Raw genomic sequence first — 13,313 nt, 5'->3', positions numbered from 1 at the left:
CGTCGGTTTTTTTGTGGCTATACTTATTCTTGCAGGTTCAAACATTCAGGAAGGGAGGACACATGACAACCCAGGCTCTTCAGGACAGTATTCTTTTTCAGACCGGGTATCTGGTTAACGGTATCTGGAAAACACTCGACACCACGTTTGATGTGCTAAACCCGGCCACGGGCGAGGTGGTTGCGAAAGTGGCGAAAGCAGGGAAAGCCGAAACCGAAGAGGCCATTGCGGCCGCGACGAAAGCCTTTCCCGCATGGCGCGCAAAAACGGCAAAAGAGCGTTCCACGATCCTCTATCGCTGGTATGAACTGATTATCGAGAACAAAAGCTGGCTCGGGCGGCTGATGACCACCGAGCAGGGCAAGCCGCTGAAAGAGGCTGAGGGCGAGGTGGACTACGCTGCCAGCTTTATTCAGTGGTTTGCGGAGCAGGCCAAGCGCGCTAACGGTGAAATCATTCCTCCGGTTAAACCCGGCTCCCGTATTCTGGCCACTCGTGAACCTGTTGGGGTGGTTGCTGCTATCACGCCATGGAATTTCCCGATGGCTATGCTCACCCGTAAGCTCGGCCCGGCGCTGGCAGCAGGATGTACCGGCGTCATCAAGCCTGCAAACAACACGCCGCTGAGCGCCTTTGCGCTGCTGACGCTGGCGAAGCAGGCCGGTGTGCCGGATGGTGTGCTGAATGCGGTCGCGGGGAGCACCTCAGAAATTAGCGACGCCATTATGGCCAGCCATGACGTGCGCAAAATCTCGTTTACGGGGTCAACCGCCGTCGGGAAAACGCTGGTTCGCAATTCCGCTGAGACCATGAAAAAGGTATCTATGGAGCTGGGCGGCAATGCGCCGTATATCGTTTTCGAGGACGCGGATATTGAGGCCGCCGTCAAAGGCGCCATCGCCAATAAATTCCGTAACGCCGGGCAGGTCTGCGTCAGCGTAAACCGTTTCTATATTCAGGAGACGGTCTATGACAAGTTTGTCAATCAGCTTGCCGATGCGGTGAAGGCGCTGAAGGTGGGTAACGGTCTGGACGAGGGCGTCGTTGTCGGCCCGCTGATTGAGCCTTCGGCTGTCGAGAAAGTCCGTGAGCACGTCGAAGATGCGGTAGCGAAGGGGGCCACGGTGCTGGCTGGGGGTAAACCGCACGAACTTGGCGGCAACTTCTGGATGCCAACCGTACTCGGTGACTGCCATGAAGGCATGAAGCTGGCAGAAGAAGAGACCTTTGGTCCCGTTGCCGCCTGCTTCCGCTTCACGTCGGAAGACGAAGTGGTTATGCGCGCTAACAATACGCCTTACGGGCTGGCGGCCTACTTTTATACCCAGAATCTCTCGCGCGTGTTCCGCGTCTCACAGGCCATTGAGAGCGGCATGATCGGAATTAATGAATGTGCGGTCTCGACCGAGCTGGGTCCGTTTGGGGGCGTAAAAGAGTCCGGGCTGGGACGCGAGGGGTCCGTGCTGGGGCTGGAGGAGTTTCTGGAAGTTAAAACCCTGCATATCGGGGGCTTATAATAGACAGGGCGGCATCTGCCGCCCGCCTGTACCGGGTGGCTGGCAATGAAAATTTATACCTTTGATTTTGACGAAATTGATAGTCAGGAAGACTTCTACCGCGAGTTTATCCGGGCGTTCGACCTGGAGCGGGGCAGCGTAAACAATCTTGATATGCTATGGGATGTAGTTACCGGCGACAGGCTGCCGTTACCGCTGGAGATCGAATTTACCCATCTGCCTGAAAAACTGCGCAGACGCTTTGGCGCATTGATTTTATTGTTTGATGAAGCGGAGGAGGAGCTGGAAGGGCAACTGCGTTTCAACGTGCGCCAGTGATAAAAAAGCCCCTGACCGGGAGGTCAGGGGCAAGTCGTATGATGAGATACGACGAGGGTTTATTTGTACAGTTCTGCGGTAGCGTGCCAGTGGTCGCCACTGCGCGCTTCGATGATGCGATAAGATGACGCACCCTGTTCTTCCGCTTTTTTGTTCAGCATTTCGTGCATGTCCATCGGAGAAGTACCGATGGCACCAACAGAAACGGTCCCGATAGCCTGACGGGATTGTGCCTGTTCGGCGTTAATAGTGTCGGCTGCAAACGCACCGAATGACAGGACTGACAGTACGCTCAGGGCAGCTACAGTGGTTTTAATTTTCATGATTATTTACCTCGTCAATTATTTTACTGGGGTCTTTGTTCTGTGACCCTCATCACAAAATCAAGTATACACTAATCACGCAAAAAATTAATACCAGACTAATGGTTTCGCCTGTTATTACGTGTTAAAAACATCATTTTTTATAACGGGAATGAATAAAAAAGGGCGTTACTCTGCAGGTGTTATGATTTTTTCTTATGTAAATCAATTGGATAGGTGGCTTTGATTTTTAGTGCGATTTTACGGCAGATCATTCACTGAATGAATGTTAACAGGCGGTAAAAAGCACTATTTGCAAAAGCAGCAGGCAGAGAAAAGCAGGGTAAAACGAGGCGGCAGCAGAATGATCCCCGCAGCCAGGCGCTACGGGGCAGAAGATTACAGCTCCTGTTCGAACAGGACCAGAATCGCTTCGTAGAGGTCTTTCACCGAGAAACCATTTGCCGGGGTCGTAAAAATGGTGTCATCGCCGGCGATGGTCCCGAGGATCCCCTCTGCTTTACCCAGCGAGTCCAGCAGGCGGGCAATCAGCTGGGCTGCACCCGGGCTGGTGTGGATCACGACCACGGCATCGTTATAGTCAATGTCCAGAACCAGGTTTTTCAGCGGGCTGGAGGTCGTTGGCACGCCAAGTTCAGCAGGCAGGCAATAAACCATCTCCATTTTGGCGTTGCGCGTACGCACTGCACCAAACTTGGTTAACATGCGGGAGACCTTCGACTGGTTGATGTTGTCGAAGCCTTGCTCCTGCAACGCCTGAACAATTTCTCCCTGAGAACTGAATTTCTCTTCTTTGAGTAGCGCTTTAAACGCTTTCACTAATTCTTCTTGCTTAGACGAGCTTCGCATAAGTCACCCGGAATATGACGATAGAAACAACATTATTATGCATGTGGATGAATTTTTATGCAAATTATCTACCTGGCACCAGGCTGAAATAATGTTATGAAAGGGAGAGATTTTATCAGATTTCGTTATCAGAAAACATGCCTGGGTCACGCCGCGCAAATAAGCTTAAAAGTAAATTAAATGTTATCAAAATGATGTTGTTTTGGTGGCGTGGCAGGGTGTATTGTAACCCCCTCTTAATTCGTTGTTGCCCACAGCCTGATAGCATTCGGGTGAAGGTCAAAGACGTGCGACCTCAAATTCTTTAGCGATGAAAATTGTAATTAATGACGTGCTGAATTATGGTCGCCGCAACGGAGTTACAGATACTTAAGTTAACCATAATAAGGAGTTTAGGATGAAAGTCGCAGTCCTCGGCGCTGCTGGTGGTATCGGCCAGGCGCTTGCCCTACTACTGAAAACCCAACTGCCTTCAGGCTCAGAACTCTTCCTGTACGATATTGCTCCGGTAACCCCAGGTGTGGCGGTTGACCTGAGCCACATCCCGACAGCTGTGAAAATCAAAGGCTTCTCCGGTGAAGATGCGCGTCCTGCGTTGCAGGGTGCCGATGTGGTGCTGATCTCCGCGGGTGTTGCACGTAAACCGGGTATGGATCGTTCAGACCTGTTCAACGTCAACGCGGGCATCGTGAAAAACCTGGTTCAGCAGATCGCTGAAACCTGCCCGAAAGCGTGCATCGGTATCATCACCAACCCGGTGAACACCACCGTTGCCATCGCAGCAGAAGTGCTGAAAAAAGCGGGCGTTTACGACAAGAACAAACTGTTCGGCGTAACTACGCTGGATATCATCCGTTCCAATACCTTCGTGGCTGAGCTGAAAGGCAAGCAGCCAACGGAAGTGGAAGTGCCGGTTATCGGCGGACACTCTGGCGTGACCATCCTGCCTCTGCTGTCGCAGATCCCGGGCGTGAGCTTCACCGAGCAGGAAGTGGCTGACCTGACCAAACGTATTCAGAATGCAGGCACCGAAGTGGTGGAAGCGAAGGCGGGTGGCGGTTCTGCAACCCTGTCTATGGGCCAGGCGGCGGCGCGTTTCGGCCTGTCTCTGGTTCGCGCGCTGCAGGGCGAGAAAAACGTGGTTGAATGCGCTTACGTAGAAGGCGACGGTGAACACGCGCGCTTCTTCTCTCAGCCGCTGCTGCTGGGTAAAAACGGCGTTGAAGAGCGTAAGTCTATCGGCACGCTGAGCGCGTTTGAGCAAAACGCGATGGAAGGCATGCTGGATACGCTGAAGAAAGACATCACGCTGGGCGAAGAGTTCGTTAACAAGTGATCTTGTCCCGGTAAAAAAAACGGAGCGCTAAGCTCCGTTTTTTTATGCCCGTCAGTTAGTGGCCGGGTATTCCTGGATGGTGACCTGAATCGTGAGCTTCTTGTCATTACGCATGACTTCTACGGGGATGATAGAGCCCGGTCGAATTTCCGCCACCTGGTCCATCGTTTCAAGCGCAGAGACCGCCGGCGTGCCGTTGACGGAAAGAATAACGTCGTTCACCTGGATACCTGCATTGGCCGCCGGGCCGCCAGGTGCCACTTCGTTGACCACAATCCCCTGGATCTGATCGATACCACCGCCCTGCGTATGCATCGGCGCGATTTCACGCCCGCCAATACCGATGTAGCCACGGATCACGCGGCCATCGCGGATCAGCTTGTCCATGATCTTGGTCGCCAGCTGGAACGGAATGGCAAAGCCAATCCCTTCCGGTGTTTCACCATCGTTGCTCTTGTCGAAGGAGAGGGTGTTAATGCCCATCAGTTCGCCCAGAGAGTTCACCAGCGCACCGCCGGAGTTACCGTGGTTGATCGAGGCATCGGTTTGCAGGAAGTTCTGCCGCCCTGACGGGTTCAGTCCAATTCGACCTGTCGCGCTGATGATCCCCTGAGTGATGGTCTGGCCCAGGTTATACGGGTTACCGATCGCCAGCACCACATCGCCGATGTGCGGCGTTCGTTTGCGATTAATCGGGATAGTCGGCAGACCGCCCGTGGCGTTGATCTTCAGCACCGCCAGATCGGTCAGGCTGTCCGACCCCACCAGCAGGGCTTCAAACACGCGGCCATCCTGCAAGGCGACGATAATCTGGTCGGCATCGTTGATCACGTGTTTATTGGTGATGATGTAACCCCGGTCATCCATGATCACACCGGAACCGAGCGTGCGGATCTCCAGCTGGTTATGAGCGGAACTGTTAAGCCCGCGGTTATAGACGTTAACCACGGCGGGGGCGGCACGGCGTACCGCCTGATTGTACGTTGCAGGCGTTTCATCCGTGCTGTCGAACTGAGGAGCCGACAGTTTGTTGAACTGGCGTAAAGATGGCATAGCCACCAGCAGCAGACCGGCAACGATCAAACCAATGACAATTGAACGAAAGAGCTTTAAAAGCATGATGCGTGTGTCGTTAAAAAAGGAACGGTTTGCAGCATAACATGAGTTATCCGGACATCACACGCAGCGGCGATGCCCGGAGTCGCAAATGGTTAACGCAGTAAAATGTAGAGGGTGTCGTTGCCACGGATAATTTGCAGGGCAATGACCGCCGGTTTACTCTCCAGCACCTTGCGCATTTCGGCAATAGACTGCACGCGAGTGCGGTTCACGCCCACGATCACGTCGTCCTGATGTAAACCTGCCTGCGCGGCTGGACTGCTTTTCTCAACGGCAGTGACAGAAATGCCTTTCGTGCCGTCTTTAAGCTGACCGTCGCTCAGCGTTGCACCCTGTAGCGCCGGGGAGATCTGTTCTGCACTGGCGGAAGAGGAGGTGCTCTTGTCCAGTGTCACTTCCACGGTCAGCGGTTTGCCCTCGCGGATCAGGCCCAGCTTCACTTTAGCGCCAGGCTCCGTGGTGGCAATACGCGAACGTAATTCAGCGAAGCTGCTCAGCGGTTTATCGTTCAGGCTGACAATAACGTCACCGGATTTCACGCCCGCTTTCGCAGAGCCTGAGTTGGGCAGCACTTCGCTGACAAACGCCCCGCGCTGGACGTTGAGCTTAAAGGCTTTGGCGATATCGGCGCTCATCTCCATGCCTTTAATGCCCAGCAGCCCGCGCTTAACCTCGCCAAACTGTATCAGCTGTTGAGACAGGGTTTTAGCCATGTTACTCGGAATGGCAAAACCAATCCCGATGCTACCGCCGCCTGGTGCGAGGATAGCGGTATTGATGCCGATCAGTTCGCCGTTCAGGTTAAGCAGCGCACCGCCGGAGTTGCCCCGGTTGATGGAGGCATCGGTCTGGATGAAATTTTCCAGCCCTTCGAGATTCAGGCCGCTGCGCCCCAGGGCAGAGACAATCCCGGAGGTGGCGGTCTGCCCTAAACCGAACGGATTACCGACCGCGACGGCAAAATCACCCACGCGCAGCTTATCGGAATCGGCGATGGCGATCTGGGTCAGGTTGCTGGGGTTTTGCACCTGTAGCAGGGCGATATCACTCTGATCGTCACCGCCGATCAGTTTGGCGTCAAACTCCCGGCCATCGTTCAGCTGAACGCTGATTTTATCAGCCTGGCTGATCACGTGGTTATTGGTCAGGATATAGCCTTTGGCCGCGTCGATAATCACGCCTGAACCAAGGCCTTCAAACGGCTGAGCCTGCTGATCCGGCGCCTCTTCGCCAAAATATTTCTTCAGCTCTTCGGGAATACGCTGGCTTTGGCGTGCCGTCCCTTCCACCTGAACGCTGACTACCGCAGGCAGGACTTTTTCAAGCATCGGCGCAAGGCTGGGAATGGCTTCTTGTCCTGGCACCTGCGAAGGTAGTGCCGCACTGGCGGGGAAGGACGCCGAGAGAGATAACCCGACACTTAACGCTAAGGCGCTCAACAGCTGGTTTTTTTTCTTCATCGATGCTGACTCTCGTATCCTGGAATGAAAAAGAACGGCCCCAAAAACATCTTGATGTTATTGAATTTTCAACCGCTGAACAATGAGGTGTTTGACTAAATAATAGCTGGGGACGGGAAGAAAGGACGGGCGCATAAGGTGCGCCCGTAAAATTTATTCAGGTTGTGCGATTAATCGCGTTTTACGCCACCGCGCAGCAGGCCGGACGCGCCGTCTGAATAGTCGCGTGGCATCTGAACCGGTGCCTGATCGTTACCGGCTTCAGAGTCCGCCAGACGATTGCGGAAGGGGTTGCTCTCCGCGGTCATTTCCGGCAGCAGGCTGCTGGAGCTTTTCGCCATGTGCTGGTAGAGCTGGCGATAATCTGTCGCCATGTTGTCCAGCAGCTCAGCGCTACGGGCAAAGTGGCTGACCAGCTCTTCGCGGTATTCTTCCAGTTCGGCTTTGTTCTTTTCCAGTTCGTATTGCAGTGACTGCTGCTGACGCAATTTGCGGTTACCGAAACGCATGGCCACAGCACCAATGATGATGCCGACGACTAAACCGATTAGCGCATATTCCCAGGTCATGAACTTCTCCCGTTGTCTTGTTGTTCCGTAGGGTGTTGGCTCGGCTCCTGCCTGTGCCTGATTATGCCACTATAACCGCTATTTCCGCAGAAGTGGAATCCTGACGTATCATCGCGTAGTGTAGAACGGCCTTTTTTTCATCAGCCACGACCGCTGATGAGGTTTAACTAAAGGAATAACAATAACATCATGCAAAACCTGTCCCCATCATCGCGTTACCAACTCGCCCTGAGTGAGGGCACACACCAGCCGGATGATGTCCAGCTTGAAGCGGTAAACCGCCTGGACACGATTTACCAGGAGCTTCTGGCGAAACCCGCCGATGCGGTGCAGAGCAGTGGGCTGAAGGCGGCATTCGGCCGTTTACTGGGCAAAAAAGAGCCCACGGTAAACGCACCGGTTCGTGGCTTATATATGTGGGGCGGCGTTGGGCGGGGTAAGACCTGGCTGATGGACATGTTCTACCAGAGCCTGCCCGGCACGCGTAAGCAGCGTCTGCACTTTCACCGTTTTATGCTGCGGGTTCATGAGGAGTTGACGGCGCTCCAGGGCGAAACCGACCCGCTGGAAATCGTGGCGGACCGCTTCAAGGCGGAAACGGACGTACTCTGCTTCGACGAATTCTTTGTTTCCGATATTACGGACGCGATGCTGCTGGGGGGGCTGATGAAAGCGCTGTTTGCGCGTGGGATCACCCTGGTGGCGACCTCAAATATCCCGCCGGATGAGCTTTATCGCAACGGTCTCCAGCGGGCGCGTTTCCTGCCAGCCATAGATGCCATTAAGCAGTACTGCGACATCATGAATGTCGACGCTGGCGTCGACTATCGTTTGCGCACGCTGACGCAGGCGCACCTGTGGCTTTCACCGCTGAACGCCGACACAGCCAGCGAGATGGATAAACTCTGGCTGGCGCTGGCAGGGGCGCCGCGGGATAACGCGCCAGCGCTGGAGATTAATCATCGTCCGTTGCCGACGCTTGGCGTAGAGAACCAGACGCTGGCCGTCTCGTTTGCAACGCTCTGCGTGGACGCCCGCAGCCAGCATGACTACATTGCGCTTTCGCGTCTGTTCCATACCGTTATGTTATGGGATGTGCCCGTCATGACCCCACTCATGGAGAGCGAAGCGCGCCGCTTCATCGCGCTGGTGGACGAGTTTTATGAGCGCCACGTCAAGCTGGTAGTCAGTGCCGAGGTGCCTTTATATGAGATCTATCAGGGCGAGCGCCTGAAGTTTGAGTTCCAGCGCTGCCTGTCGCGCCTGCAAGAGATGCAGAGCGAAGAGTACCTCAAGCGTGAGCATATGCCATAAATGCTACCCTCTCCCCGTGGGAGAGGGGCTGTGGGTGAGGGCACCAGGCCTTAACAAACGCTACCCTCTCCCTGTGGGAGAGGGGCTGGGGGTGAGGGCACCAGACCTTAACAAACGCTACCCTCTCCCCGTGGGAGAGGGGCTGGGGGTGAGGGCACCAGACCGCACAATACGTAGCCCCGAAAAACCCATCCCAAATCACATTTAAGGGTCGATCTTTGACCTCAACTTCTCTATAATCTTGCGACCCCACGTTACGAGAAGGTTTTTTTCCCGAAACTTTCTATGTGTCGGCATGTGCTATTCGAAGGGGTAGGTTTGCCGGACTTTGTCGTGTGAACCTCAACTGACTAAACGTTTGGGTGTTCACCAACGTGTAACTTATTATTTGGGTAAGCTTTTAATGAAAACTTTTACAGCTAAACCAGAAACCGTACAGCGCGACTGGTATGTTGTTGACGCGACCGGTAAAACTCTGGGCCGTCTGGCTACTGAACTGGCTCGTCGCCTGCGCGGTAAGCATAAAGCGGAATATACTCCGCACGTTGATACCGGTGATTACATCATCGTTCTGAACGCTGACAAAGTTGCTGTTACCGGCAACAAGCGTACTGACAAAATGTACTACCACCACACCGGCCACATCGGTGGTATCAAAGAAGCGACCTTTGAAGAGATGATTGCCCGCCGTCCTGAGCGTGTGATTGAAATCGCGGTTAAAGGCATGCTGCCAAAAGGCCCGCTGGGTCGTGCTATGTTCCGTAAACTGAAAGTTTACGCAGGCAACGAGCACAACCACGCGGCACAGCAACCGCAAGTTCTTGACATCTAATCGGGATTATAGGCAATGGCTGAAAATCAATACTACGGCACTGGTCGCCGCAAAAGTTCCGCAGCTCGCGTTTTCATTAAACCGGGCAGTGGTAAAATCGTAATTAACCAGCGTTCTCTGGAACAATACTTCGGTCGCGAAACTGCCCGCATGGTAGTTCGCCAGCCGCTGGAACTGGTTGATATGGTAGAAAAACTGGATCTGTACATCACCGTTAAAGGTGGTGGTATCTCCGGTCAGGCAGGTGCGATCCGTCACGGTATCACCCGCGCGCTGATGGAGTACGACGAATCCCTGCGTTCTGAACTGCGTAAAGCTGGCTTCGTTACTCGTGACGCTCGTCAGGTTGAACGTAAGAAAGTGGGTCTGCGTAAAGCACGTCGTCGTCCACAGTTCTCCAAACGTTAATCTATTCTGCTTACGCAGAACGATTGGCGAAAAACCCGCTTCGGCGGGTTTTTTTATGGATAATGCGCAGGTTATCCACAGTAACATTTCATATATCTTCTCTTTTTCCACATTTCCGGCATCCCCTCACCACAAAGCCATCAAAATCTGGTAAACTATCATCCAATTTTATGCCCAAATATCGGTGAATACTCGATTTTTGTTCGATTCTTGAACAATGTGTTTTCTCTGGGATGGGCGATACATCATCTGGCTGGCCCCGTTGGGCTGGTAGCAGTAAAAATTCTGAATATACCTGGAGGTTTTCATGGCTGTCGCTGCCAACAAACGTTCGGTAATGACGCTGTTTTCTGGTCCTACTGACATTTATAGCCATCAGGTTCGTATCGTGCTGGCCGAGAAGGGTGTCAGTTTTGAGATCGAGCATGTGGAAAAGGATAACCCGCCTCAGGATCTGATCGATCTCAACCCGAGCCAAAGCGTACCGACGCTGGTGGATCGTGAGCTGACCCTGTGGGAATCCCGTATCATTATGGAATACCTGGATGAGCGTTTCCCGCATCCGCCACTGATGCCTGTTTACCCTGTTGCGCGTGGTGAAAGCCGCCTGTACATGCAGCGTATCGAGAAAGACTGGTACTCGCTGATGAACGTTATCGTTAACGGTTCCTCTTCAGAAGCGGATGCTGCGCGTAAACAGCTGCGTGAAGAGCTGCTGGCGATTGCGCCGGTATTTGGTCAAAAACCTTTCTTCCTGAGCGATGAGTTCAGCCTGGTAGATTGCTACCTGGCACCGCTGCTGTGGCGCCTGCCAACCCTGGGCGTAGAATTCAGCGGTCCTGGCGCGAAAGAGCTGAAAGGCTACATGACTCGCGTATTCGAACGCGACTCTTTCCTGGCATCCTTAACTGAACCGGAGCGCGAAATGCGTCTCGGCCGAGGCTAATGACTGTGGAAATGTCACAACTTTCACCACGCCGTCCGTATCTGCTGCGCGCCTTCTATGAATGGCTGCTGGATAACCAGCTCACGCCGCACCTGGTTGTGGATGTGACGTTGCCGGGCGTGCAGGTTCCAATGGAATACGCACGCGACGGACAGATTGTACTGAATATTGCGCCACGTGCAGTGGGTAACCTGGAACTGGCGAACGACGAAGTGCGCTTTAATGCGCGTTTCGGCGGCGTGCCGCGTCAGGTTTCCGTTCCGCTGGCTGCGGTTCTGGCTATCTACGCCCGTGAAAACGGTGCAGGTACCATGTTCGAACCGGAAGCGGCTTATGATGAAGAGGTCGCCAGCCTGAACGATGATGGGACATCCGATGAACGTGAAAGCGACACGGTAATGTCTGTGATTGATGGCGATAAACCCGATCATCACGACGACAATGACCCTAATGACGATCCGCCTCCGCGCGGTGGTCGTCCGGCACTACGTGTCGTCAAATAAACTTCATAAAGCACAATATTTTTCCGAACCTGCACAACTGTGCAGGTTTTTTTATTTTCTGCATAAAATTACTCTCTAAAAAACTTGTGTCTTTGCAAAAGATATCGGTCTATTAATTGGCATGGGATTAATCTTGTTGGGTTATTTTCTGTAGGACAGTTAAATTTATCTTCAATAATGTTTTATTTTAATTTGATTGTATCCGATATCACCCTGTGAAAATATATATGTGCGTTAACAAAAACGGATTTTCTTTTAAGGACAAATTATGAATATCACTTTTAAAAAATTATTTTCATCTGCTGCTATTTGTGCAGCCCTCGCCATGTCAAATGCACACGCTGCTAATGATGTGACGTTGAAAGTTATTGGTAATATCGTTCCTGGTTCCTGCGTACCCTCGCTGCCAAACGGTGGAGTGGTAGATTATGGCACAATGCCAGCTTCTACCATCAATCCCACTGGCACGGCGAATACACTGGTTCAGTTGGGGGCTAAAAGTATTACTCTCACTATTACCTGTGACAGCGATACCAGCGTTGGGGTGACTTCTACGGATAACCGCCATGATACTCGTGTGGGCCTGGGGAGCGCCGCTTATATTGAAAATGGGTTTTTCGATAATGTAAATGCTAACGCTTCAGGAAACGCCTATGGCTTGGGTAAAACGAGTGCGGGTGTGAATATTGGCTCCTATGTCATTGCAGCAGATCCCGTTAATACAACAACAGATGGTGTTGTCGCTGATCTCATTGCAGCCACAGGTACCGATACATCAAATTATACCTGGGTAAAATCCAGTACGGGTGCTTTTGCACCAGTTAACAGTGGCACAGGCCAGACACGTGTCTTTACGGCTGCTGCATCGGGAACCACCACACCAAAAGCTTTTAAAGTTATGAATATGCCGTTACGCATTACAACTGCGCTTCAGGACAACACTGTATTGGGTACAGGCGATACTATCACGCTTGACGGTAATGCCACGCTGAGCCTTGTTTATCTTTGATATTCGTTATTGCTAAATGCTGTAGAAAATAAATCGGGAAATGAAAATAATGGAATTTAAAAAAGTACTCTCGGCAGCAACCGTCGCCGTAGCCTTCGGTTTATCCGCTTTTGCTGCCCAGGCCGCTAACGATGTTACGCTGAAAGTTGTCGGTACGATTAACCCGGCTGCATGTACGCCGACCCTGCCTGATGGCGGCGTTGTAGATTATGGAACGGTACTGAACCAAAATATTGCACCGACCGGTGCGACAAACAAGCTGGTACAATTGGGGCAGAAAAGCATCACGCTAAATATCAGTTGCGAAAGCAACATGAGCGTTGCTTTTACCTCCACCGATAACCGCCTGGACAGTCGCGTTAACCTGTCTTCAACCGCGTTTATCGCAGGTAGCGGTACGGATAAATCAGACTTCAGCAACACCGCTGGTGCCTTTGGTCTGGGTAAAACCACCGCTGGCGTGAGCATTGGTGCTTACACCGTTGCCATCAATACTGAAGCGGTCACAGCGGATGGCGCGAATGTTGACACCCTGGTAACAGGGAGCATCACTGAAGGCCAGCGTTCCTGGGAGAAAGTTGCGCCAGGCCTGGGTTACCTCTGCTCGCTTAATGGCTGCACGGGCTACCAAAAAGCGAATACCGTAGCAACAGCCGGTACCACGCAGCCAAAAGCCTTCAAACAGCTTAGCGTGCCGTTGCTGGTTACCTCTGCAGTGCAGGATAACTCGGTATTAGGTACGACTGACGTAATTACGCTGGACGGTAACGCAACCATTAGTCTGGTATATCTCTAATAATTTAACGCTTA

15 protein-coding genes are annotated in these 13,313 nt (G+C 52.7%); 10 read left to right on the top strand and 5 right to left on the bottom strand.

Annotated elements, in window-relative coordinates; all coding sequences use genetic code 11:
* Nucleotides 1–62: 62 nt before the first annotated feature.
* Together BFV65_RS19005 and BFV65_RS19000 are read left to right on the top strand one after the other, a co-directional pair.
* The gene (locus tag BFV65_RS19005; RefSeq protein ID WP_017382714.1) at nucleotides 63–1,517 is read left to right on the top strand and encodes an NAD-dependent succinate-semialdehyde dehydrogenase; all 1,455 of its coding nucleotides are present in this window, start codon (nucleotides 63–65) and stop codon (nucleotides 1,515–1,517) included.
* A 45-nt stretch (nucleotides 1,518–1,562) separates the two neighbouring features.
* Complete coding sequence (locus BFV65_RS19000) at nucleotides 1,563–1,835, top strand: barstar family protein (RefSeq protein ID WP_022649557.1); 273 nt, start codon at nucleotides 1,563–1,565, stop codon at nucleotides 1,833–1,835.
* A 59-nt stretch (nucleotides 1,836–1,894) separates the two neighbouring features.
* Here BFV65_RS19000 and yhcN read toward each other — a convergent pair whose 3' ends face one another.
* Together yhcN and argR are read right to left on the bottom strand one after the other, a co-directional pair.
* A complete protein-coding gene (yhcN, locus tag BFV65_RS18995) occupies nucleotides 1,895–2,158 on the bottom strand; it encodes a peroxide/acid stress response protein YhcN (RefSeq protein WP_006812160.1) in 264 nt (87 codons plus the stop codon).
* Between the two features lie 378 nt (nucleotides 2,159–2,536).
* Nucleotides 2,537–3,007: a transcriptional regulator ArgR gene (gene argR, locus BFV65_RS18990; RefSeq protein WP_003860428.1), complete on the bottom strand. Its 471-nt coding sequence runs from the start codon at nucleotides 3,005–3,007 to the stop codon at nucleotides 2,537–2,539.
* A gap of 397 nt (nucleotides 3,008–3,404) precedes the next feature.
* Here argR and mdh point away from each other — a divergent pair, with 397 nt between their 5' ends.
* Complete coding sequence (gene mdh / locus BFV65_RS18985; protein WP_069597000.1) at nucleotides 3,405–4,343, top strand: malate dehydrogenase; 939 nt, start codon at nucleotides 3,405–3,407, stop codon at nucleotides 4,341–4,343.
* Between the two features lie 51 nt (nucleotides 4,344–4,394).
* Here mdh and degS read toward each other — a convergent pair whose 3' ends face one another.
* From degS to zapG, 3 genes are all read right to left on the bottom strand, one after another.
* The gene (gene degS / locus BFV65_RS18980; protein WP_003860430.1) at nucleotides 4,395–5,462 is read right to left on the bottom strand and encodes an outer membrane-stress sensor serine endopeptidase DegS; all 1,068 of its coding nucleotides are present in this window, start codon (nucleotides 5,460–5,462) and stop codon (nucleotides 4,395–4,397) included.
* Nucleotides 5,463–5,554: 92 nt separating this feature from the next.
* Nucleotides 5,555–6,922, bottom strand: coding sequence for a serine endoprotease DegQ (gene degQ, locus BFV65_RS18975; RefSeq protein ID WP_022649555.1), 1,368 nt, complete (start codon nucleotides 6,920–6,922; stop codon nucleotides 5,555–5,557).
* Nucleotides 6,923–7,092: 170 nt separating this feature from the next.
* Entirely contained in the window at nucleotides 7,093–7,491 is a 399-nt protein-coding gene (zapG, locus tag BFV65_RS18970; protein ID WP_022649554.1) for a Z-ring associated protein ZapG, read from the bottom strand.
* Between the two features lie 189 nt (nucleotides 7,492–7,680).
* On the opposite strand from zapG, the gene zapE reads away from it, so the two are divergent.
* The 7 genes from zapE to BFV65_RS18935 all read left to right on the top strand — a co-directional run bounded on the left by zapE (nucleotide 7,681) and on the right by BFV65_RS18935 (nucleotide 13,299).
* Nucleotides 7,681–8,805: a cell division protein ZapE gene (zapE, locus tag BFV65_RS18965; RefSeq protein ID WP_069596999.1), complete on the top strand. Its 1,125-nt coding sequence runs from the start codon at nucleotides 7,681–7,683 to the stop codon at nucleotides 8,803–8,805.
* A 403-nt stretch (nucleotides 8,806–9,208) separates the two neighbouring features.
* Nucleotides 9,209–9,637: a 50S ribosomal protein L13 gene (rplM, locus tag BFV65_RS18960; RefSeq protein WP_003860434.1), complete on the top strand. Its 429-nt coding sequence runs from the start codon at nucleotides 9,209–9,211 to the stop codon at nucleotides 9,635–9,637.
* 15 nt (nucleotides 9,638–9,652) lie between these two features.
* Complete coding sequence (rpsI, locus tag BFV65_RS18955; RefSeq protein WP_003860436.1) at nucleotides 9,653–10,045, top strand: 30S ribosomal protein S9; 393 nt, start codon at nucleotides 9,653–9,655, stop codon at nucleotides 10,043–10,045.
* A gap of 307 nt (nucleotides 10,046–10,352) precedes the next feature.
* Nucleotides 10,353–10,991, top strand: a complete 639-nt coding sequence (sspA, locus tag BFV65_RS18950; protein WP_003860438.1) for a stringent starvation protein SspA — start codon at nucleotides 10,353–10,355, stop codon at nucleotides 10,989–10,991.
* Between the two features lie 5 nt (nucleotides 10,992–10,996).
* On the top strand, nucleotides 10,997–11,494 hold the full coding sequence (sspB, locus tag BFV65_RS18945) for a ClpXP protease specificity-enhancing factor (protein WP_069597117.1): 498 nt from the start codon (nucleotides 10,997–10,999) through the stop codon (nucleotides 11,492–11,494).
* A gap of 268 nt (nucleotides 11,495–11,762) precedes the next feature.
* Nucleotides 11,763–12,503 (top strand): DUF1120 domain-containing protein, encoded by a 741-nt coding sequence (locus BFV65_RS18940; protein ID WP_022649551.1) that lies wholly within the window; start codon nucleotides 11,763–11,765, stop codon nucleotides 12,501–12,503.
* A gap of 49 nt (nucleotides 12,504–12,552) precedes the next feature.
* Nucleotides 12,553–13,299, top strand: a complete 747-nt coding sequence (locus BFV65_RS18935) for a DUF1120 domain-containing protein (protein WP_022649550.1) — start codon at nucleotides 12,553–12,555, stop codon at nucleotides 13,297–13,299.
* The last annotated feature ends 14 nt before the right edge of the window (nucleotides 13,300–13,313 follow it).

Origin of the sequence: Enterobacter hormaechei subsp. hoffmannii (assembly GCF_001729745.1) — a bacterium.
In the GTDB taxonomy this organism is placed as follows: Bacteria; Pseudomonadota; Gammaproteobacteria; order Enterobacterales; family Enterobacteriaceae; genus Enterobacter; species Enterobacter intestinihominis.
Note: the sequence above shows the minus strand (reverse complement) of the source record. Positions and strands in the feature narration are given on the sequence as shown.

What these genes read in the sequence shown, in the direction of transcription:
- BFV65_RS19005 (WP_017382714.1), top strand. Translation starts at nt 63, where the DNA reads ATGACAACCCAGGCTCTTCAGGACAGTATTCTTTTTCAGACCGGGTAT.
- BFV65_RS19000 (WP_022649557.1), top strand. Translation starts at nt 1,563, where the DNA reads ATGAAAATTTATACCTTTGATTTTGACGAAATTGATAGTCAGGAAGAC.
- yhcN (WP_006812160.1), bottom strand. Translation starts at nt 2,158, where the DNA reads ATGAAAATTAAAACCACTGTAGCTGCCCTGAGCGTACTGTCAGTCCTG.
- argR (WP_003860428.1), bottom strand. Translation starts at nt 3,007, where the DNA reads ATGCGAAGCTCGTCTAAGCAAGAAGAATTAGTGAAAGCGTTTAAAGCG.
- mdh (WP_069597000.1), top strand. Translation starts at nt 3,405, where the DNA reads ATGAAAGTCGCAGTCCTCGGCGCTGCTGGTGGTATCGGCCAGGCGCTT.
- degS (WP_003860430.1), bottom strand. Translation starts at nt 5,462, where the DNA reads ATGCTTTTAAAGCTCTTTCGTTCAATTGTCATTGGTTTGATCGTTGCC.
- degQ (WP_022649555.1), bottom strand. Translation starts at nt 6,922, where the DNA reads ATGAAGAAAAAAAACCAGCTGTTGAGCGCCTTAGCGTTAAGTGTCGGG.
- zapG (WP_022649554.1), bottom strand. Translation starts at nt 7,491, where the DNA reads ATGACCTGGGAATATGCGCTAATCGGTTTAGTCGTCGGCATCATCATT.
- zapE (WP_069596999.1), top strand. Translation starts at nt 7,681, where the DNA reads ATGCAAAACCTGTCCCCATCATCGCGTTACCAACTCGCCCTGAGTGAG.
- rplM (WP_003860434.1), top strand. Translation starts at nt 9,209, where the DNA reads ATGAAAACTTTTACAGCTAAACCAGAAACCGTACAGCGCGACTGGTAT.
- rpsI (WP_003860436.1), top strand. Translation starts at nt 9,653, where the DNA reads ATGGCTGAAAATCAATACTACGGCACTGGTCGCCGCAAAAGTTCCGCA.
- sspA (WP_003860438.1), top strand. Translation starts at nt 10,353, where the DNA reads ATGGCTGTCGCTGCCAACAAACGTTCGGTAATGACGCTGTTTTCTGGT.
- BFV65_RS18940 (WP_022649551.1), top strand. Translation starts at nt 11,763, where the DNA reads ATGAATATCACTTTTAAAAAATTATTTTCATCTGCTGCTATTTGTGCA.
- BFV65_RS18935 (WP_022649550.1), top strand. Translation starts at nt 12,553, where the DNA reads ATGGAATTTAAAAAAGTACTCTCGGCAGCAACCGTCGCCGTAGCCTTC.